This is a genomic window from Leptolyngbya sp. NK1-12, assembly GCF_032598965.1.
Lineage (GTDB): Bacteria > Cyanobacteriota > Cyanobacteriia > Elainellales > Elainellaceae > Elainella.
Genome location: NZ_CP053587.1, coordinates 167,911 through 188,605, shown reverse-complemented (window position 1 = coordinate 188,605; position 20,695 = coordinate 167,911). Strand labels below are relative to the sequence as shown.

General features: G+C 48.5%; 23 protein-coding genes. 10 read left to right on the top strand and 13 right to left on the bottom strand.

Annotated features, from left to right (window positions below):
* The first annotated feature begins 149 nt into the window (after positions 1 to 149).
* Positions 150 to 623, top strand: coding sequence for a beta-lactamase hydrolase domain-containing protein (locus HJG54_RS29340; RefSeq protein WP_316436621.1), 474 nt, complete (start codon positions 150 to 152; stop codon positions 621 to 623).
* Positions 624 to 751: 128 nt separating this feature from the next.
* On the opposite strand, the gene HJG54_RS29335 is transcribed toward HJG54_RS29340, so the two are convergent.
* From HJG54_RS29335 to HJG54_RS29295, 9 genes are all read right to left on the bottom strand, one after another.
* A complete protein-coding gene (locus HJG54_RS29335) occupies positions 752 to 1,048 on the bottom strand; it encodes a hypothetical protein (protein WP_316436620.1) in 297 nt (98 codons plus the stop codon).
* 33 nt (positions 1,049 to 1,081) lie between these two features.
* On the bottom strand, positions 1,082 to 2,146 hold the full coding sequence (locus tag HJG54_RS29330; RefSeq protein WP_316436619.1) for an aliphatic sulfonate ABC transporter substrate-binding protein: 1,065 nt from the start codon (positions 2,144 to 2,146) through the stop codon (positions 1,082 to 1,084).
* Positions 2,143 to 3,477, bottom strand: a complete 1,335-nt coding sequence (locus HJG54_RS29325; RefSeq protein ID WP_316436618.1) for an LLM class flavin-dependent oxidoreductase — start codon at positions 3,475 to 3,477, stop codon at positions 2,143 to 2,145. The genes HJG54_RS29330 and HJG54_RS29325 overlap by 4 nt, the downstream gene beginning before the upstream one ends.
* A gap of 11 nt (positions 3,478 to 3,488) precedes the next feature.
* Positions 3,489 to 4,670 (bottom strand): acyl-CoA dehydrogenase family protein, encoded by a 1,182-nt coding sequence (locus HJG54_RS29320; RefSeq protein WP_316436617.1) that lies wholly within the window; start codon positions 4,668 to 4,670, stop codon positions 3,489 to 3,491.
* Positions 4,671 to 4,724: 54 nt separating this feature from the next.
* A complete protein-coding gene (locus HJG54_RS29315) occupies positions 4,725 to 4,880 on the bottom strand; it encodes a hypothetical protein (protein WP_316436616.1) in 156 nt (51 codons plus the stop codon).
* Positions 4,881 to 4,992: 112 nt separating this feature from the next.
* Entirely contained in the window at positions 4,993 to 5,550 is a 558-nt protein-coding gene (gene ssuE, locus HJG54_RS29310) for an NADPH-dependent FMN reductase (RefSeq protein WP_316436615.1), read from the bottom strand.
* A 92-nt stretch (positions 5,551 to 5,642) separates the two neighbouring features.
* Positions 5,643 to 6,776, bottom strand: a complete 1,134-nt coding sequence (gene ssuD / locus HJG54_RS29305; protein ID WP_316436614.1) for an FMNH2-dependent alkanesulfonate monooxygenase — start codon at positions 6,774 to 6,776, stop codon at positions 5,643 to 5,645.
* A gap of 468 nt (positions 6,777 to 7,244) precedes the next feature.
* Complete coding sequence (locus tag HJG54_RS29300; RefSeq protein ID WP_316436613.1) at positions 7,245 to 7,829, bottom strand: Clp protease N-terminal domain-containing protein; 585 nt, start codon at positions 7,827 to 7,829, stop codon at positions 7,245 to 7,247.
* A gap of 278 nt (positions 7,830 to 8,107) precedes the next feature.
* Complete coding sequence (locus HJG54_RS29295; protein WP_316436612.1) at positions 8,108 to 9,310, bottom strand: chromate transporter; 1,203 nt, start codon at positions 9,308 to 9,310, stop codon at positions 8,108 to 8,110.
* Between the two features lie 134 nt (positions 9,311 to 9,444).
* On the opposite strand from HJG54_RS29295, the gene HJG54_RS29290 reads away from it, so the two are divergent.
* The 8 genes from HJG54_RS29290 (at position 9,445) to HJG54_RS29255 (ending at position 16,322) form a co-directional block, all read left to right on the top strand.
* Positions 9,445 to 9,882, top strand: coding sequence for a beta-lactamase hydrolase domain-containing protein (locus HJG54_RS29290; RefSeq protein ID WP_316436611.1), 438 nt, complete (start codon positions 9,445 to 9,447; stop codon positions 9,880 to 9,882).
* A gap of 359 nt (positions 9,883 to 10,241) precedes the next feature.
* Entirely contained in the window at positions 10,242 to 10,490 is a 249-nt protein-coding gene (locus tag HJG54_RS29285; RefSeq protein WP_316436610.1) for a hypothetical protein, read from the top strand.
* 29 nt (positions 10,491 to 10,519) lie between these two features.
* The gene (ssuC, locus tag HJG54_RS29280; protein ID WP_316436609.1) at positions 10,520 to 11,323 is read left to right on the top strand and encodes an aliphatic sulfonate ABC transporter permease SsuC; all 804 of its coding nucleotides are present in this window, start codon (positions 10,520 to 10,522) and stop codon (positions 11,321 to 11,323) included.
* Between the two features lie 32 nt (positions 11,324 to 11,355).
* A complete protein-coding gene (locus HJG54_RS29275) occupies positions 11,356 to 12,162 on the top strand; it encodes an ABC transporter ATP-binding protein (protein WP_316436608.1) in 807 nt (268 codons plus the stop codon).
* Between the two features lie 67 nt (positions 12,163 to 12,229).
* Positions 12,230 to 13,261 (top strand): aliphatic sulfonate ABC transporter substrate-binding protein, encoded by a 1,032-nt coding sequence (locus HJG54_RS29270; RefSeq protein ID WP_316436607.1) that lies wholly within the window; start codon positions 12,230 to 12,232, stop codon positions 13,259 to 13,261.
* Positions 13,262 to 13,952: 691 nt separating this feature from the next.
* Complete coding sequence (locus tag HJG54_RS29265) at positions 13,953 to 14,885, top strand: sulfurtransferase (RefSeq protein WP_316436606.1); 933 nt, start codon at positions 13,953 to 13,955, stop codon at positions 14,883 to 14,885.
* 28 nt (positions 14,886 to 14,913) lie between these two features.
* Entirely contained in the window at positions 14,914 to 15,111 is a 198-nt protein-coding gene (locus HJG54_RS29260; RefSeq protein WP_316436605.1) for a hypothetical protein, read from the top strand.
* A 14-nt stretch (positions 15,112 to 15,125) separates the two neighbouring features.
* Positions 15,126 to 16,322, top strand: a complete 1,197-nt coding sequence (locus tag HJG54_RS29255; RefSeq protein WP_316436604.1) for a YeeE/YedE family protein — start codon at positions 15,126 to 15,128, stop codon at positions 16,320 to 16,322.
* 85 nt (positions 16,323 to 16,407) lie between these two features.
* Here HJG54_RS29255 and HJG54_RS29250 read toward each other — a convergent pair whose 3' ends face one another.
* The 4 genes from HJG54_RS29250 to HJG54_RS29235 all read right to left on the bottom strand — a co-directional run bounded on the left by HJG54_RS29250 (position 16,408) and on the right by HJG54_RS29235 (position 19,354).
* Positions 16,408 to 16,839, bottom strand: coding sequence for a hypothetical protein (locus HJG54_RS29250; protein WP_316436603.1), 432 nt, complete (start codon positions 16,837 to 16,839; stop codon positions 16,408 to 16,410).
* Between the two features lie 252 nt (positions 16,840 to 17,091).
* On the bottom strand, positions 17,092 to 17,715 hold the full coding sequence (locus tag HJG54_RS29245) for a hypothetical protein (RefSeq protein ID WP_316436602.1): 624 nt from the start codon (positions 17,713 to 17,715) through the stop codon (positions 17,092 to 17,094).
* A gap of 116 nt (positions 17,716 to 17,831) precedes the next feature.
* The gene (locus HJG54_RS29240; protein WP_316436601.1) at positions 17,832 to 18,536 is read right to left on the bottom strand and encodes a cadmium resistance transporter; all 705 of its coding nucleotides are present in this window, start codon (positions 18,534 to 18,536) and stop codon (positions 17,832 to 17,834) included.
* Between the two features lie 149 nt (positions 18,537 to 18,685).
* Positions 18,686 to 19,354, bottom strand: coding sequence for a DUF1003 domain-containing protein (locus tag HJG54_RS29235; protein WP_316436600.1), 669 nt, complete (start codon positions 19,352 to 19,354; stop codon positions 18,686 to 18,688).
* A gap of 402 nt (positions 19,355 to 19,756) precedes the next feature.
* Between HJG54_RS29235 and HJG54_RS29230 the strand changes: the two genes are divergently transcribed.
* The gene (locus HJG54_RS29230) at positions 19,757 to 20,674 is read left to right on the top strand and encodes a LysR family transcriptional regulator (protein WP_316436599.1); all 918 of its coding nucleotides are present in this window, start codon (positions 19,757 to 19,759) and stop codon (positions 20,672 to 20,674) included.
* The last annotated feature ends 21 nt before the right edge of the window (positions 20,675 to 20,695 follow it).

The following is a 20,695-nucleotide window of genomic DNA, read 5'->3' as shown; positions in this document are numbered from 1 at the left end:
TAACCTCAATCAAGAGCAAGTTGAAGTAAGCAGCTAGCAGACTTCGTAATTTTAAACAGCAGAACTAATTTGGGTCGATTTCGATTTTTGTCTACTTTTGCTGCCTAATTCGCCGTCTCTATGAGGATTTGCAGATGTAAGGAGTAGCTGTGATTAACGCATTTCAGGTCAATGAATATCTCACCACAACAGGACAGGTGATTCCCGCTCAACTGAAGCAGGCGGTCCAAGAAGGGTTCAAATCAGTCTTGAATTTACGCTCACCAGATGAACTAGGTTTCATGCCTGAGGAACAGCAGATTGCAGAATCCCTGGGGCTATATTATGTGAATCTGCCGCTGAAGCTCGAAGCGTTAGATGAAGCGTTAATCACCCAGATTTTGACTGTATTGGATCAGATTCCCAAGCCTGCCGTGATCCATTGTGCTGCTAGCATTCGATCCACAGCGATTGCCTTGTTAAGTGTGGCGCTTCAGGAAGGGCTAACGCCGGAACAAACGTTAGCAAGGGCAAAAGAACTTGGCTACAAGTTTGCCAGCTACGCTTGTATCGATCCACGGCTCAAGCAATTTTTCAGTGATTATATTCTTAAGTACGCAAAAGCTGCTGTGTCAGTAAGCTAATTTTGTTGTGCATTGGCCACTATCCTGCCCTTGCCTAAACAGTCAACGGAAGCTAAAGAACTGCTCAGTTCAAATCATGACTAGCGTTCAAATCAAAACACTCTCTTTAGTTAACCTTTTGATTACGTTCAGTAGTACCAACTATCGCCATCCGCATTTGGTTTACCTTGCACAGCTAAACTCACGGAAGCCAAGTATGCTAATCCCTGTTGGACTTGGGCAATGGTGCCATGCAATTCTAAGTCAACCTGCCTGGGGAAAACTCGATTTTCTAGAACAACTTGATTAACATTGACACTCAAGCCAAACTGAGAAATTAAATGAGAAACAATTGGCTCCTGCTGACAAAGATAAACACGGATTCGGAGATGAACAGGAGGCTGTTTCTCAATATGAGTTGCATAACGAAGATGAGCTTGTTGCATAATCTTTACCGTTAGAGCATCACGAGGGCATGATTAGGGTTGAAACGCTGTGTATTTCTCTAAATTAGCCGTGCGCGGACAAACTGATTGTTTCAGATCAATTTGCTTAGGAACAGCTTTCTGCTCAAACATCCAGTCAGCACGATTTTGTAAATCACTAACAATACTGGCATTTAGGGGCAACAGTTTTTCTACAATTCGCCGTTCGCCGAGTTGGTCTACGACTGCGGGTTCTAATTGGGCGGCTTTGCCAAAGGCTTCTGCGGCGGCCTGACGATTACTGGCAGCCCATTCTGCTTCACTCACAATGGTATCTAGTACGGCCTTTACCACATCCGGCTTTTGAGCTAGAAAATCGCGCTGCACCATGTAAATGCCGTAGTGAGAAGCAGCATCGCCAGAGGCAATTGGCCGCAGGTTATGCTGAGCTTCCGCGATTGCAACATTAGGGTCCCAAACCGACCAAGCATCAATGTGGCCTTGGGTGACAGCGGGCAGCGCATCGGTAGGGCTGAGATAAACTCGCTCCACTTTTTCTTTTGGCACATTCGCCTTGGCCAGCACCTTCAGCAGTAGATGTTCGCCCCAGCCGCCGCGATTCACGGCCACTTTTTTGCCAATCAGATCCTTGGGGTTTTGAATCGAAGAGTCTGAGCGCACCAGAATCGCTTCCGCTTCCGGAATCGGAGCTTGATAGCCAATAATGCAAACCGGGGTGCCACCTACTAAGCCAGAGATGCCGGGAATATCGCCACCGGACGTAAAATCGACTTCTCCGGCATTCACCGCTTCCAACACGGGTGCAAAGGCAGGAAACGGCCCGACCCATTCTACTTTGATGTTTTGTTTAGCTAGGGTTTCTTCTAATACTTTCCGTTCCCGCGCAATTGGCAATAGCCCCCAGCGGACATAGCCGATCCGAACAACTTGCTGAGAATTTTCAGTTGGGTTTGCGGCAGGTTGGTTAGAATTCGGCTGTTCGGCTGAATTCGACTGAGTTGATTTAACGGTTGAGCAACCCGCCAAGCTACCCAGAATTAAAATTGTGCCTAATGCAGAGGGCAAAATTCTTTGAACAGTTAAAGATACAGACATCATAGAATAGCTTCCTCAAGAGAATCGCTAAGATTAAGATGATCGCGTAGAGTTTTACCCGTATATTCGACTCGAAATAAACTTCGCTTTTGCAGTTCGGGAATCACAAATTCAACAAACTCCTCAAATGCAGCGGGTAGATAAGCAGGCGAAATCACAAAGCCATCACAAGCTTGGGCTTGAAACAACTGCTCTAGCTGATCGGCAACCTGAACGGCAGTACCCACCAGTTGCGGCACTAATACACTAGCTCCATAGCGGCGGCCAATTTCGGCTAGGGTGAGTGATTCGGTCTGGCTCAGATGTGCAATCAGATCATAAATGCCGCGCATTCCCTGGACGCTGACCGCTTCGATTGGTTTGTCTAAATCATGCTGGGAAAAATCATAGTTGAGATGATTAGATAGGGTGGAAAGCCCTACTAGCGGATGAACAAGCTGGTTATGCTCGGTTTGCTTTGCCGCAGCAATCGCCTCAGTTGTGCCAATAAATGGCATTACTGCCAGCAGAATTTTGCAAGAATCAGGCGAACGTCCATAAGCCACAAGGCGCGATTTCATTTCGGTATAAAATTGCTGCGCCAATGACAAGCTAGGCTGAATGGTAAAAATCACCTCGGCCCAACGCGCGGCAAACTCCTTGCCCCGGCCCGATGAGCCAGCTTGAATAATCACCGGATGCCCTTGCGGACTGCACGGCACATTCAATGGCCCACGCGACTGAAACCACTCGCCTTGATGGTAAACATAGTCTACTTTTGTGGGGTCAGCCAGAGTTCCAGCGTCTTGATCGAAAATCAGCGCATCTGCTTGCCAACTTCGCCACAATTTTAGCGTCAGCTCCAAAAACTCATCAGCTCGGTCGTAGCGCCGATCATGCTCTAGATGCTCTGGTAAACCAAAGTTTTGAGCTTCTGCGTTGTTCACCGAAGTCACCACATTCCAAGCTGCTCGTCCGCTGCTGAGGTGATCAAGCGTGGCAAAGGTACGTGCGACCTGATAGGGATGGTAATAGGTAGTGGAACGAGTTGCCCCTAAGCCAATATGAGATGTACTCGCTGCCATTAGCGACAGCACCGGCACCGGATCTAGCCGAAAGGCATCCTGATCACCATACTGCACTCCGACCTGTAAATCGCCGCCATACCGATCGGAAACCGCCAAGCGATCGGCAAAAAACAGCAGATCGAATTTACCTCGCTCTAGCACTTGTGCAATCTGCTGATAGTAATCTGGCTGCAAAAAGCCAAGCTGAGTTTGAGGATGCCTCCAGAGCGCATGACTGTGGGCTACAGGACCAGCAATTAGAAAAGCAGCGAGGTGCATTTGCGCCATCGTTTGCTCTCCTATGAATAGAAATCTGGAGTGGGAAATTCACCATTCAGCACCCAGTTGCCTAGAGCACGAATTTTGTAGTCTACTGGGTCATGCAGCGTAAAGGTACGCAGGTTGCGCCAAAACCGATCAAAGCCATACTCAGAGGCGGTTGCTCTTGCGCCCATCCAATCAAACATGCTGCTAGTAATGTTCAGCCCAATCCGAGTCACAAAGGCTTTTGCAGTTGCAATTGCCACCGCACATTCACCGCGTTCCTCTGCGGTTAATTCGTTGCCTTTTTCCCAGGCAGCCTGCACTAACTGATTGGCGCGATCGGTGAGTAAGATGGCGGCTTCTAGGTTGGTCCAGGCTTCACCATAGTGATGCAAAAGGTAGGGATCGGCAGTTGCTTTTTCCACACCTGAAGTAATCCAGGCTCTAGTCTGGGTTTGCGTATAGTTTTTTGCTGCTTTCAGTGCTCCAATTGTGATTCCCAGATATATATTTGTGAACGTAATCTGAGTTAGACAAGAACGAAAGGTTTTGAATACTTCAGCCGCAGATGGAATCAAAATCTCCTCTGGATCAATCACGACATTATCAAAGGTGACACTACCGCTATCGGTCTGACGTTGGCCGATATTATCCCAATCGCCGTTGACGATGACTCCTTGCCGCTGGGTTGGCACAATCACAATCCGAAAGCCAGCAACATCCTCCTGCACGGCTGTCACCGGAATCAGATCAGAATCGGCGGAACCTGAACAAAAGCTCTTCGTGCCGTTGAGCCGAAAGCGGTTACCATCGGCTGTAAGCATGACTCGTCGGTCGAGCGGATTAAAGCCATTGCACCAGAACCAATTGTGCTCTGCTGTAAGAGTATAGTAGCGCTGCTTTTGCTCTTCGCTGCCAAAAATATGCGGTGCAACCACACCTAGATGATGATACGAGAACAAATGAGCGAGCGAACTATCGACTTCAGCAAACTTGCGATTAATCTGCATCGCCGTGATCCAGCTTTCTCCAATCCCGCCATACTCTGGAGGAATAATCAGCTTCAGTAATCCGCTGGCGCGAATCCAGTCCCGTTCTGCTTTGGGCGTGCCACCTGCTTTGTCACGTTCGACCGCAGTTCGGGCAAATTGAGCCGCCAAGGCATTTGCTTGAGCCAAGTGATCTTGGGTTTGGGGCAGTTTTTGTAGAAGTTGCATGACTGGAATGGATGGGTAGATGATTACTGTAAAGTACTCAGATCAGTTTATTAACTAGTTAACTTTTAGTAATGACTGCTCTTCCAGTAGCGCCTCAGCAAATTCCGTCAGGCCAACTTTTGCCAGAATCGGAGCGATGTCAACATCACGATTAGAAGCTGTCAGACCAAAGCGAATGTTTCTCGCACCGTCAACCACGGCATTAGGCATTGAAAACTCAGGTAATTGCTGCCTTCGCAGCCAAATGAACCCTTGTCCAATCAACCCAACTATTCACCCAAGCATTCGCTTCTCCTATCCTAGGATTAACCCTTCTGATTTCCTACTGTCCGGCTCCAACCAGAGCGGGTGTAGGACGAATGACTTGAATCAGCTCCTCGACTGAGCGGTTCAAGCGCTGCTCGGCTTCTGTATCCGTGAACTGAAGTTCCCCGCTTTCGTGACGCTGAATTTGCGAGTCCACTAGATATACGCCTGCTAAGATATGTTTTGCTCCCAAGGCAGAGAGAACCGGCTTGAGGGCATAGTCAATCGCTAGCAAATGGGCAATGGTGCCGCCGGTCGCAATGGGTAGGACGGGTTTATTGCTGAGGACATTCTGTGGCAACAGATCAAGAAATGCTTTCAACACGCCTGTATAGGATGCCTTGTAGACTGGAGTGGCAATCACTACAGCATCGGCCTGTTCAATTGCAGCAACAATTTCAATAATCGAATCGTTATATTGAGCAAATACTAGGATCTCAGGCGGTAGTTCACGCACTGAGAACAGATGAGTTGAAATTGCATTTGCCTCCAAAAGCCGCTTTGTATGTTCCAACACGGCATAGGAGCGAGACGGATGGGAAGGACTTCCGGCAATCGCAACAACGTTGGCCATAATGTACCTCGTTAGTAGTTACAAACTTGGAGCAAGCAGAGACAGTAACTCTATGAACAGCAACTCCATGAACAGCTTGAAAAATCACCAAATCAGCTAGCGCTAGTGGGAATTCGTTCGTTGGCAATCACCTCACCGACTGGACTCATTTGGCGGCTGGGCGGTGGTAAGGTCACGTCAACGGGTAGCTTCGGAAACAGTAGTTCTGCAACCCGATAGGCTTCTTCTAGATGGGGATAGCCCGACAAAATAAACGTATCAATACCAAGATTGGCATATTCCAACATTCGTTCTGCCACCGTATCCGGATCACCCACCAAGGCCGTTCCAGCTCCACCGCGGACCAATCCTACCCCAGCCCAAAGGTTAGGACTGATCTCCAATGCATCTCGCCCGCCGTTATGAAGCTGCTGCATACGGCGTTGCCCTTCCGAATCGGCACGAGACAGCGCTTTCTGAGCTGCCGCAATCGTATCATCGTCTAAATACCTAATTAGCCGCTCTGCCGCCTCCCAAGCCTCTGCTGTGGTTTCCCGCACAATCACATGCAGCCGAATCCCAAACCGCAAGGTACGACCCTGCTCTGCCGCTAGCTGCCGCACTGAGGCGATTTTCTCAGCCACTTGCTGAGGCGGTTCTCCCCAGGTTAAATACAAGTCCACATGTTTGGCGGCTACCTGTTTGGCAGATGGTGAGGAACCACCAAAATACAGCGGTGGATAAGGCGCTTGCACGGGAGGAAATAGCAGTTTGCCGCCTTTAACATTTAGATATTGCCCTTGGTAATCCACAACTTCTCCCGCCATCATCTCTCGCCAGACTGAAAGAAACTCATCGGTCAGGTCATAGCGAGCATCGTGATCTAAATGCAGCCCGTCACCGGCCAATTCAACCGGATCGCCCCCCGTGACCACGTTGATCAACAGCCGACCGTGGGAGAGGCGATCAAAGGTGGCAGCCATGCGAGCAGCCATACCGGGCGAAGACAATCCTGGACGAATGGCGACTAAGAACTTCATCCGTTTTGTCACATGAATCAGAGATGCAGCCGTGATCCAGGCATCTTCGCAGGAACGTCCGGTGGGCAACAGCGCACCCGTAAACCCAAGCGCATCAATGGCTCCTGCTAACTGCTTCAGATAGTCGGATGTTACGGCCCGCCCACCTAGTGCAGTTCCGAGATAGCGGCCATCGCCGTGCGTTGGAAAAAACCAAAGAACATCCATCGCCAAACTCCTGCTGACAACATCGCATCGGTGAGCGTAGGAAGGGTCTGCCTGATTACAAACCCCACTGACACACCTCAATTGCAAATCTTCATTTGCAAATCTACGGTAACTTTATCGATTTACCGTATCAAGCACGTTAGCACAGGGAATAGCAGAAAATCAAGCGTTTGGGAAATGTTTGAGTGGATGCTAAGCATTCAGATCTTTGAACTGAGGCGAATATTTCGTGATTCAAAATACATTTGTGCTTCCAGATACAAACAGAGATTTTCAGGCTAGTGAAGTACGAAAACGGAGTGCAGAGGCAGTGCCCTTGCGTGGGGGCGAAGCCCCCACCCCCCCCCATACCTCACATGAGTGAAAAACGCTGTAGGATATTGCTGAGCGAGTTTGATCAATGAAATAATTGAATGAAAGAATTCGCTAATGTCTAACAACAGGAGCAATGAGTGTCATTGAAGTTGGCTATGCTTCATTGTTAGTATCTGCTTTGGGTATACTCGATAGTGCTTGTAGAATTAGGGCTTGAAGTTCGTTGAGATTTACACCTAGATGTTCTAGTACTCTCACCGCTTCGCTGGGCTGGCCATTCACCAACTCTTGACCTTCTTCAATCAATCCCAACAGCAGATGCAGGGCGCTAATCAGGCTTTGTTCCAATCGATCTGCGATGGCTTTGGCTCGTTCAAAGGCTCGAACACTTCTTTCTGAGAAGGGTAATCCTTCGTTAAACTTAAACTCAGCAACGGTATAGTTAGGCCCCACTTCAATCACTCGTGGAGTAGGCGAAGGTGAAGGAATCACTGGCTCTGCAACCGGCCCCAAAACATCACGAATCGCGGCTTGCACTTCTGCTACGGTAATGCCTCGATGCTGAAAGAAATTCAGTGAATTCAAGCAAGGTACAGTTGCTCCTGTTGCAGTTCCTTCCTGAGCTACCAAACCTAGCAAGATTAATTCTGTGCCGATCGAAGGGTAGTTTTGAGAGAAGGCTTGATCTCCGGCAAAAAGCACTGCCTTTAATCCTTGAGCATCGAATCGTTCAAACATATAAAAACACGTTGCTGATGAATCTGTCTGCTTGTATCCTAGACTACTGGACAAAGCGCTTCTCTATTACTGAATAATGGCTCATTCATCGGATCTGATATAGCTTCTGTCTCTACTGATGTCTGTACTGAGAAACTAATTCAAGAGAAATAGGATTAAAGCAGTGATTCGCACTAAACACTTGCGAATCAGCAACCAAGTTCTTGCTCCGAACATCAATTAACTCAATTTATCGATCGAGGTTATCACACTATTAACTTTTATCCTTATTTCTGTCTCTAAAACAATAGATTAGATATCAATCCAATTATTCCCCCAGCCAGCACCAACCAAGCCGAATTTACTTTGAAGCGAAACACGGCAACCACACTCAAAACGGCAACCATGACCGTTAATCCATCCACCACTGCGGTTCTTAGTAGCGTGTAGAACACACCCGCCATTAGCCCCAGCGAAGCCGCATTGACGCCATCCAGAAACCCACTGGTCCATGCTGATTGCCGCAGTTTGTTCACCCAGGGATTCACCAGCCACACCAGCACAAACGCCGGCAGAAAAATACCGATGGTGCCAGCGATGGCTCCGGCATGACCGGCTAGCAAATAGCCAACGAAGGTTGCGGTGGTAAATACCGGCCCCGGCGTCACCTGACCGATGGCGACGGCATCCAAGAGCTGCTGCGAGGTCAACCACTGGTTACGTTCGACCAAATCTCGCTGCAAAAAGGCTAGCAGCACATAGCCACTGCCATACAGCACCGAGCCAATTTTGAGGAAAAACAGAAATACATTCACCCATCCGACTGAAGCCGCGTTGACCGCACTCGTTCCTACCTGTGCTAGCAGACTAAAGGGAATTAAAAATGCCCCAATCGACTGAGTTTTACGAGGGCGCTTCAACAGCATCACCAGCACACCCAGCAGCACCAGCAGCAGGATTTCGTTGATTCCGACCAAGTAGCCAATTAATGCCGCCACTCCAGCCGCAATCGTGGGGCCATCTTTCGCTGCCTTTTTGCCCAACTGCCAGACTGCCTGTAGCACGACGGCAATAATCACCGGCTTGATGCCATAGAGCAGCCACTCCATCTGAGGCACGGTTTGGTAGCGTGCGTAAACAGCAGCCAGTGCCCAGACAATCAGCATCGCAGGCAGAATAAAGCTAACTCCGGCCACCATCAACCCTCGCCAGCCAGCCCGTTCGTAGCCAATATGAATCGCCAACTCGGTCGAATTAGGACCTGGAATTAGATTGGTGACTCCTAACAAATCCAGCAGCTTTTCGCGGCTCATCCAGCGCCGCCGATTCACCACCTCTTGGTCCATCATGGCGATGTGAGCTGCCGGACCCCCAAAAGCAATGGTGCCAAGCTTCAGGAAAACAAGCGCCAGTTCGTTGAGCCGTTGCTGCCGTTGGGATGGGCTGAGTTGAGCATAGGGCAGCGATTCTATGGACTGATTCTCTTCTGTATTCTGGGACACGTTGTTTTCCTCAATTCACCGATAACAGAGCAGCACTTTAATTATTAAGATTGAAACCCCTCTTGGCAATTTAAACCTCTGTTATGATTTGGTAAATACAAGATACGTAATCTTTATCGGAATACCGGAGTTTTATGAGTCAAGCAAACGACCCGCCCAAACAGATCAGCGAAGACTTTTATGCTGGAGGGCAACCCGATACCGAGACCATTCAGCAGTTGGCAGAACAGGGGTTCAAGTCGATTGTCAATTTGCGTTCGCCTGACGAAGCCGGTGCATTAAGTGATGAACAGCAGCAGGCAACCGACGCCGGGTTGGAATATGTCAATGTTCCCCTCAGTCCTGGAGAAGCAGATGATAGCTTAATGGCCAAAGTACTGTGGGAACTGGAAGATCTTCCCAAGCCAGTCTTTTTTCACTGCGGAGCCGGAGCAAGAGCGGGAGCGTTAGCCCTAATTGCGCTAGCAACCCAGCAGGGATTGAACCGTGAACAGGTGATTGCCAAAGCAGCGGAAATTGGTGTGAATGTGGAACAGCCTCACCTCAAGGGTTTCTTGGAGAGCTTAGAGTAGCATATTTTGCTGAGTTCTCAATTGAATTACTTAGAATAAATTCAATTTATCGTTGGAATGCTTGCATTCTAGCTTTGCATGTGCAATCATTGCCTTATTAATCTACGGTAATTCGACCAATTTATCGTAGTTTTAAAAAGACCACAGGGTAGGGAAGTAGAACGTCAAGCAAGGCAGATCAGGGTTGGCCCAGTCAATTTCAGTATTCAACAGTTCAACCTAGGAGGCCGGGAATGGGCTTCAGTTCGTTTAGTAAGTCGCTGTTTGGGGGTTGGATCAATCAAGGGGTAGAGTCTGGTATTGAGACAACGGCATCAGAGAGGGGGAGTGGTCTAGTCACAAACTCAACAGATCCATCAGTGATAGGTAAACCCATTCAGCTCAAGCATTTTATCGATCTTGATCTAGATATCGCAGGCTGGTATGCCTGGGGACATCACAGTGCAGAAGATTTTTTGGCAGTGGTTGTAGAACAGGATTTTAGTCACCCGTTTTATCTCCAAGATGTCAAACAAGGTTGGGCAAACGTTGCAGGTTCTCACTTCGAGTTTGTCACTCAGCCCTTACCGGGGTTTCAGGCCATCACCGTACTCGAACATGTGATTTGATCACCCGTTGAAACAATGCAGTTAAAGTTATGCAATTAGTGCAGTCTCACTCCTCTAAGTTCTCTTGGCAGTCATTGCCCTGGCAGCAGTTTGCACCCTGGCTGGTTCCGGCTGCTCTGATTGTGATCTGGCAGATTTTGGCTCAGATCGGCGTTATCTCGACTCGGATTTTGCCAGCCCCAACCCAAATTGTAGAAGCAGCGGTTCGGCTGGCTCTCAGCGGCGAGCTGGCGCGCAACGTGGCGGTCAGTCTTTATCGTGCTCTGGTAGGCTTCCTGATTGGGGGCAGCATTGGCTTGAGTTTAGGAGTGCTGAATGGGTTAGCTCGGCGAGCTGAGCTGCTGCTAGACAGTTCCATCCAAATGATTCGGAATATTCCCCACCTAGCCCTGATTCCACTGGTGATTCTCTGGTTTGGGATTGGGGATCCGGCTCGGATTTTTCTAGTATCCTTAGGTGTTTTCTTTCCGATTTACATCAACACGTTTGCTGGGATTCGCTCGATTGATCCTAATCTGTTAGAGATGGGCAAAGTTTATGGTTTAAGCCGTAAGCAATTGTTTTCACAGATTGTGTTACCGGGAGCTTTGCCCAATATGCTGGTTGGCTTACGCTACGCTTTGGGCTTGATGTGGTTGACGCTGATTGTGGCTGAAACCATCGCCGCCAATTCTGGCATCGGCTATATGGCGATGAATGCTAGAGAGTTCATGCAGACGGATGTAGTCGTGATGAGCATTTTGCTGTACGCATTATTGGGCAAACTTGCTGATTCAATCGTGCGAGTGCTGGAGCGCTTGTGGTTACCGTGGCATCCCAGCCAACATGTTTAGCTAACTAGTTTGATTTTTTGGAGTACGACGAAATGGGTACAGTAAATCATCATGGAAATGAATCCCATGGCGTAGCAAATGGCGCTCATGTCATTGTTCAAGATTTGAGTAAGTCATTTGGTAACTTTCAGGTTCTCAAAGGGATTAACTTAGAGATTAACGCGGGCGAGTTTGTGGCCGTGGTCGGTAAGAGTGGCTGCGGCAAAAGTACCTTGCTGCGCTTGCTGAGCGGTTTGGACACTCCAACCAACGGCCAGATCTATATTGACGAACAGCCGCTAAAGGGGTTGAATCCATTTGCCAGAGTGATGTTTCAAGACTCGCGGTTACTGCCTTGGCGACGAGTTTTGGATAACGTGACGCTGGGATTGAAGTATCAAAGTCAGCAGCGGGGGCAGTGGGCGCTTCAGGAAGTGGGATTGGCCGATCGTGCAGATCGCTGGATTACTCAATTATCAGGCGGACAACGGCAGCGGGTGGCTTTGGCGCGAGCACTAGTCAGTCAGCCCCGCTTGCTGTTGCTAGATGAGCCGTTGGGTGCGCTAGATGCCCTGACAAGGCTGGAAATGCAAAATTTGATTGAAACACTTTGGAAAGAGCAGCAGTTTACCGCATTTCTCGTGACTCATGAAGTGGAAGAAGCCGTATACTTGGCCGATCGGGTCATTGTGATCGAAGACGGCGAGATTTCCTTGAATTTGTCGATCCGCTTGCCGCGTCCTCGCAATCAGGGCAGTGCCGAATTTGCTGAGCTGAAGATGAGAATACTCGATCAAATCTTGGGCAGACAGCGCCAGCCTGAACGCGATGTCTCCGTTCTACCAGCCTTTCAGCCCTAGCTTTCATTCCATTTAATTTCACTCCATCTAAAAGGAATACACAACGCATTCTCAAAGGGTTTCATGTATGTATCTGAAGCGAAGGACGGTTCTCTCTGGATTGATCGGTTTTAGTATTCCTCTGATTGTGGCAAGCTGTGCTAGCAACTCGTCGAATAATGCGTCGAACCAAGCTAGCTCCAGTTCTGATTCGTCTGCTGCCAATAGTCCATCAACAGCCGGTACAACGGTGCGCATCGGCTATCAAAAGGCGACCGAGCTGGACCTGCTGCGTTCTAGAGGCAATCTTGACAAGCGCATTCAGGAGTTGGGTGGGACGATTGAGTGGTCGTTGTTTCCGTCGGGGCCGCCTATGCTGGAGGCAATGAACGCAGGCAAAATCGACTTTGGAGGAGTGGGTGAATCGCCGCCGATCTTTTCCCAAGCGGCAGGAGGACAGTTTTATTACGCCAGCGTCACGCCCCTCGCACCAGAAACGCAGGATATTGTTGTACCCAGCAATTCACCGATTCAATCACCGGCTGATCTAAAGGGTAAAAAAGTTGCGCTCCAGAAAGGATCAAGTGCCCATTATTTGCTGCTGAAAGTGCTGGAAGAAAACAATATTGATGCTAGCGAGGTAGAGGTGGTTTCGTTGTCTCCTGCCGATGCCAGAGCCGCGTTTGAGCAGGGTAATGTAGATGCTTGGTCGATTTGGGATCCGTTTCTGGCAGTTGTGCAGGCCAATGGCAATATCCGCGAACTGAAAGTTGGGCGAGAGCGACGCACATTCTTCCTGTCTGCCCAGCAGTTTGCTGAAACCCAGCCAGAGTCACTGAAAGTAGTGCTCGATGAAGCGAAACAAAACGGCGAATGGGTCAAGCAAAATATCCGAGAGGTGGCCGAACGCTTCTCTAAGGATATCAAAGTAGATGTAGCCATTCTGGAAGAGGTGTACAAACGCCGCAGTTGGGATGTACTCCCTGTCGATGAAAGCGTACAGCAGGCGCAGCAGCAGGTGGCAGATATATTTTACAAAGCCCAAGTCATTCCCAAATCAATTCAGGTCAAAGAAGCGTTCTTAGCAGCAAGCGACTATACCAAGATTTTTCCCAGCTAAACGCTGACTGACTGATTCAGGAGATAAGCCCTATGCAAACCAATAGCTCTCCAGTTGGGAATGCGCCTTTGCTTGTATTGAGTCTGTCCTGCCTGGTTGGATTTTTTCTGATCCTGTTGTCTATTTTCGCTATCTACGCGATCGAGAAATTAGGCTGAAGTTATTCAAATCCGGTCGATCAGCCAGCGTAGAGGCGTTTTGCCAAAACGCCTGTACAATGTTTTGCCAAAACGCCTGTACAATTTTTTGCCATAGGCGTAGCCTTTCCGCAGGAAATAATGCCTGTACAATGTTTCGCCAAAACGCCTGTACAATTTTTTGCCATAGGCGTAGCCTTTCCGCAGGAAATAATGCCTGTACAATGCGGCATTTAAATTTGGGGCGTTGAGTCGGATTTGAGATTAGAGCAGAGGGTTGTTGAAGCTACCTTCTGCTTTTTTCAGCAATCCTCTAAATTACCTAGCGGCTGACTTGCAAATCAGGTCAGGCTTGTGGGATGATAGCTTCAATAAAATACGGTTCGCTGAGCGACTTACCGTATTTAATAGATTCACTCCAATTCCTGCCATCAGCTTTTTTCGATTCGCGGCCAAGTCAACCGTGAGCGTTTTGTGTGCAGGGCTAGAGTTTCTATTTCTCGTGATTCCGCATTGATAAGGTAAGTACAACTATGAGCGTTTGGAAGCGATTCATGCGAACAAAATGGCGACTAGCGGCCTTTGTTGCATCCCTGATCACCTTTGCGATTCTGATTCCGCTTCTTCCTTTCTATCCAGCTAAGGCCAGCACTACGACTGTTCAGATTGTCCAGCCTAGCTGGGTGGCTGAGCACGCCAATGATCCCAATTTACGCATCCTGGATGTGCGGGTTAATCCGTTTGATTATTTTACTGCTCACATTCCCGGTGCCGTTCACATTGCCGACAACACTTTTCGTGGACCAAATGGGACCCTGCCCGTCCAGTACTGGGAAACCGAGAAGCTAAGATCGCTGTTTACGCAGGCAGGCATCACTGACACTAGTAAGGTATTGGTTTATTCTGACGGGCGCGATGTATTGGGAGCCACGATGGTGGCCTATCTGCTGGAGCGGTCTGGGCATGCCGATGTTGCGATTCTGGACGGGGGTTTCACCGGATACAAAACCGCTCAGTTGCCTGTAACCAAAGAGTTTCCCCAGTATAGTCCCGGTAATTTCACGATCAAAGACGACCCCTCGGTGCGAGTGACGCTTGAGCAGGTGAAGCAAGCTCTCGGTCAACCGAATGTGGTGTTCATTGATCCGCGTCCGCCCGAACTGTTTGCCGGAGAGCAGGATATTTGGATTCGGAATGGCCATATTCCAGGCGCAAAGAACATTCCCTGGGTATCGTTTACCGTCGGTGAGGCCAATTTCCATCAACTGAAGCCGCTAGGGGAAATTCAGCAGATTCTGGCCTCTCGCGGCATTACGCCTGATAACGATATTATCGTCACTTGCAGTACCGGACGGGAAGCCACCTTGCAGTACCACGTCTTAAAGCACTTGTTGGGTTATCCTAAGGTCCGAGTTTATGAAGGTTCTTGGACCGAATATTCGGCACAGCTTGATCTACCGATTGAAACCGGACGAGATGCAGCCTAGAATGTCTAGGGAACTAGCGAGGTGAACCATGCTGAGAATCGGAATGCTGCTGGTGGGTGGCGCAATTGTCACCGCCGGAGCAGGATTAGCCATCTTGTCGGTTGTGGCGACGGGCGCTGCATCAAGCCTGGGAGTTCTAGTTAGCTGTGTGCCCACGCTTCCTCCTGAAGATGAGGAGCAAGAACAAACCGAGCAGGAAAAAGAAAAATCAGAAACGAGTAGCTAATCGATGAGCTAATTATGAGTAACGCATCTGGGCTGACGCTGCCTCCTCAGAGTGTTCAACCTCCGACTCAGCGGGCAATCGTGCTGTTTGTGCTGGCCCTCCTCACCGCCGGTGCAGTCGCTCTGAGTGGCTTTGGCTGGCGACAAAGCGTACTGTTTTTAATTGGCAGTTTATTTGGCGTTAGTCTCTATCACGCTAGCTTTGGCTTTGCCTCGGCCTATCGCCGACTGTTTGTCTATGGTGAAGTTAGGGCGATTCGCGCTCAGCTGCTCATGCTGATGGCAGCGACGGTGCTGTTCGCTCCGATTCTGATCAGTGGCGCGACCTTTGGTCAGGAGGTGACGGGTGCGGTGGCCCCAGTCGCAGTTCAGGGAGCAATCGGCGCGTTTTTGTTTGGCATTGGCATGCAGTTGGGCAGTGGTTGTGCCTGCGGTACGCTCTATACGATTGGCGGCGGCAGCAGTATGATGCTGTTGACCTTACTCACCTTTGGCATCGGCGCATTTTGGGCTAGTTTAACCGGCAATGTATGGGCCGGACTGCCGAAAACCGAGCCGCTATCGCTGATTTCGCTGTGGGGTTGGGCAGGGGTAGCTGTGCAGTTGCTAGGATTAGTGCTGATTGCAGCCGTACTCTGGCGCTGGGAAGAAAAGAACCGGGTTAGAGCGATCGAGCCTGCGCCACAGCCATTTAGCTTCAGAACTTTACTCTATGGTCCTTGGTCGCTAGCATTCGGTGCGATTGCGCTAGCGCTGCTCAACTGGATCACGCTGTTGATCGCAGGACGCCCCTGGGGCGTAACTTGGGGATTCACGCTCTGGACCGCAAAGATTGCACAGCAGCTCGGATGGAACCCGGCCACAAGCGAGTTTTGGAGTCAGGGCATGGGGGCGACTGCTTTGAGTCAAAGTGTATTCGCTGATGTCATTTCAGTGATGAATTTTGGCATTGTTCTAGGAGCAACATTAGCGGCAGCATTGGCAGGAAAATTATGGCTCAAAAAGCCGCCATCTAAATTGGCAGTCGCAGCGGCCTTGATGGGTGGTCTGATGATGGGGTATGGCGCTAGACTCGCCTTTGGCTGTAATGTCGGTGCTTACTTTAGCGGGATCGCTTCAACTAGTCTGCATGGCTGGCTCTGGATCGGTTTCGCGCTTTTAGGAACAGCGGTTGGGGTGAGGCTACGTCCCTTATTTCGCCTATCGAATTAATGGTTTGCTGAAGAGGCGACGGGCAGAGCAACGGGCAGAACTCGCTTGGAGAAACCCCAGCTAAAGAGGACTGCCATTCCTGCCTCTAGGTTAGTCCTGGTGTTGTAGACATAATACAGAGCACAACCCCCAAACCAAAAACAGTCACAGTCATACTTGACATGACAGACCAGTTAAACGCCTGAATTTGACGCCGACTGATATAAAACTGACCCAATAAAAGCGCCACCATTAAACCAATCAAGGCAAACAGCAGAGCCATTTGCCAGCAGGTAAAGTAAATCTGAATCAGAAGCTGCTGAAAGGCCAGAATCGCAGCAATTCCTAGGCCAAATCCGGTCAAGACAACAACAATCCGCAGTAGGTCGAGTAGGGAATGGCTCAGGCCAATTCTGGTTTGATAATTGGTTTGATAATTGGTTTGACGATCGAATTGGCGTTGCTGCGGTGTTTGCGAAGCAGACTGAAAACTAGACTGGGGTAGATGGTAATGGGAAAAAACTTCTGAAGCTGGCATAGTTGAAATGTGGGGGAAAGGCGTTCATGCTTGATCTATTCTCAATCTATAGAACTCAAGCAATAAAAACAAATAGTCTTGATTGTTGAAATCATAAATTGAATTGATGCAAGTGGAATGATAAGAAACAGGGGCATTGACACCACACAATCAACAGATCAAGTGCCGCAGCCCCTGTTTTTTGGTTCGAGGAGAAGACGCTATGCGTCTAAAGCCGCCAGCATCCAGAGTTTTGTCAGTCAATCAGCAGTCTCAATCGGTGGGAGCTTGGGGCAATTGGCGATTCAGGTCAGCTTCTGTCACATCTGGAATATCCCAATTCACGTTGCCAGCTTTGAACAACTGAGCTGGGGGCAGGTTGAATTCAATCGCTCCATCTGGGGTTTCATTGATCGTTAGACGGGTACCGCTGAGGAATTTAGCGGCGCTGGCAGTTCCCAAATCCAGACCGGCTACCTTCAGATCACTGGGCAAAAACACGCCTTCACAGTTCCAATCATCATCTGTTGCAGCACCGCTCGGCAGCAAATAGAGCGTATTGTCGAATTTAGAGGTTGACTTTTTGCCCGTTGGGCCGTAGACCGCAATCGTGCGTCCGGTGTTATTGAAACATTCGGTCACACCCTTACCCGACTCCACAATGTATTTCTGATATTGCAGTTCACTTATCTTTTGTTGCAGTTCTTGTGCCGAAGAAATTCCTTCGGGCAACTGCTGGGTTTCTCTAGCCTGGAGCAACTCACCCAGAGTAGTCGTAATTTGCTGGTAGTCGGGGTTTTTGTCTAACTTGGGAGCATCGGCGAATGCAGGTTGGACAATTAACAAATTGATCAACACAACCAGACACACCAAGATCGCTTTCAATGGTTTCATCATCGTTCTCCTTAACATTCTCCCTTTCTTAGATTAATGCTGCCAACGAGAGATACTTTGGCAACAAGCTTATTGAGCGGCTAACTTTGTAGCGATGGCCAGCCCGCCCATAATTCTGGTTAGTTCTTTTGCGGTAATAGCACCTTGCGATTCATCATTACCGTTGCAACAGCGCTGACAATCAATGCCAGCATAGATAGGCTCTGATCTTCTAGAGTATGGCTCTCAAACAAAATCATCACACCCAGGCCAATCAAAACGAATGGTACCAGCAGGTTGCCATAGCGAGTCAGGGTCTCTGCAATCATTGGCACTCGCGTTAACTGGTAAGCTGCGTAGCACCAAACTCCAACTAGTGAAAGAAATACACTCAGAATTACCAGTAAACTTTCTACTGTACAGCTTGCAAACAAAGGCATATAAATGCCAATATTGTCTCCTCCGTTGGCAATTGTGATCGCGGCGATACTACAAGCCTGTGGTGAGAGAAAATTCGCAAAGGGTGAGGCAGATGCGGCTACAGTTAAATTCTGCTCCGATTCTTCCTCCTGATCGCGGCTGAGCAAGCGATTCACACCAATTGCAATCGGCACAATTCCTAACATACCAATCCAGGTTTGCGGCAGCAACTGTCCTCCTAAGAATCCTGGCATGCTCATCAGCACTAGAGAGGTAAAGCCGAGGTATTGCCCCATGACCACATGCCGACGTTGAAAGCCGCGATTTACCTGAGAAAATAATAGTAGCAGAATGATAATGTCATCCAGGTTTGTGGCAATAAAAGCAGTAATACCAGTGGGAATAGCAGCGAGTAAGTTGCTCATGGAATGAAATCTTGATTGCGAATGATTTGATAATGCGTTAGGAGATACACAAACGGCAATGCATTAGAGACTAGAGTGTTATAAAAATAGCCATACCTGGATAAAATAGACACTACCAGTCAAGTGACAACTCAAATTGAAGTTTTCAACTAGTTTTGGTCATGCATCACTCGGTTAGACGATTCACCAGCATCTGGGTTTTGCTGAGATAAGGCAACTTCTTCAACTGGCAGAACATAGAATGATTCTTTTGCCTCAGCAATATTGTGGGGTAGCAAACCGAAATAGCCCGGTACTGGCACGACCGATTGAACAACCATGTTGCTGTCCTCTTTTAGTTCAGTTCCCGTTTGCTTGGGTGTGAATAACACTCTAGCTTCACGCTGTTGTTGAATCAGTTCGGTCAACTCCGACAGCTTTTCAGAATACATCTGATCCATCTTTTGATGCAGCAACTCTAGATTTTGAGCGGTTTGGAGATTCATTTGGTAGTGCTGTTGAGCATGAGCACGATCTTCATCCGACTGGCGGTTTTGGCTCATCAACACGACCGGAGCCGTATAGGCCGAGGCAAACGAGAATACGAGATTGAGCAGAATAAACGGCGATTCATCCCAGTGAGGCAAACCAGGAGTGAGGTTACAGCCAACCCAAGCAACCAGCACTGTAGTTTGACCAATCAAAAACGACCAAGAGCCAACTTTAGAAGCCAGTTTATCCGCTAACTTCTGGCCAAAGGTAGGTTCTGACAGTTTAGGAGAATTGGCAATCGCCAATTTTTTTTCAGGTTCGCTGGTGTTGGATGACTGTAGTTTCATGGTCTGTGATTCCTTCTAGAGATGCTTAATTTCAATCACACTGCAACTGGCGGTTTATCGAGTTAGTTTCGTAGCTATCGAGGGATTGCTCAGTTGCTTGATTTGCATGGTTCTACTTTAGGTAGACTCAAAGATAAAATCAAATATTCTTGTTTGTTGAAATGATAAATTGAATTGATGAACAGCCTTAGCCTAGCATCCAGCCTAATATCCACAAGGATTTACAGTTTTCGCTGCAACGTTTTTATAGACATATCATTCGATAAATCTGTACTTTGCTCTGATTCCTGCCACTGTCAATTAAATCTATTTATTAATTCAACAAAAAAGAATATTTGATCTTATAAATAGGAATGACTAAAACTGGAATAACTAAAACAGCAACAATCTGCGAGTCAAATCATGACGCTTGACCAGCTACGGGTTTTTCTGACCGTGGTGCACCATCTCCATTTCACTAGAGCGGCAGAAGAGCTAGGCTTAACTCAACCCGCCGTCAGCTCAGCAATCCACTGCTTAGAAGCTGAGTATGATGTCAGGCTATTTCACCGAATTGGCCGCCAAATTGAATTGACCGAGGCAGGGGAACTCTTGCAAGTCGAAGCTCAGAAACTGCTCGACCATGTAGCGCTGATTGAACGCGGCCTGCGGGAATTTAACAGCTTGCAGCAGGGAGAACTGAAGCTAGGAGCCAGCTCGATGATTGGTAACTACTGGCTACCCGCTAAAATCAGCCAGTTCAAGCGGCAACATCCTAATATCTCGGTTAAAAGTACGCTCGGTGATTCAGATGCAATTTGCGAAGGGGTTGCACTTGGATTGTTGGATCTAGGGCTAATTACAGGTTTGGTGCAGCCTAAATTCAAACAGCTTCAGCACATGATTGTCGGCCATGAACGGCTACAGATTGTCGTAGGCCAATCTCATCCTTGGTTTCAACGCTCTACGATTCTGTTGTCTGAACTGTTGCACAGCGGTTGGATCATGCAAGAATCGCATTCAACACTGCAACAAGTGTTTGAAGCAACGCTGCAAGTTTGGGAGATTCCTCCGGAGAAATTAAAAGTATTAATGGTAGTTAGCAGCAGTGAAATGGTGAAGGCGGCACTCGAAGATGGCATGGGTGCGGCGGTTTTACCAGAGTCGATGATTAAAAAAGAGATACAGCTCAAAATTTTGCGTGCCGTGCGGGTGATGCCCAGAAAAGAAGCCAAAAAACCGCTAGAGATTGTGCTTCCAATTTTGCAAATCAAGCACGCTCAACGGTTTCAGACCCAGGCAGCTTTGGCGTTTGAGAAAATGTTAGAGGCTCAAACTTGACTGCTATAGCCGTAGCCAAAA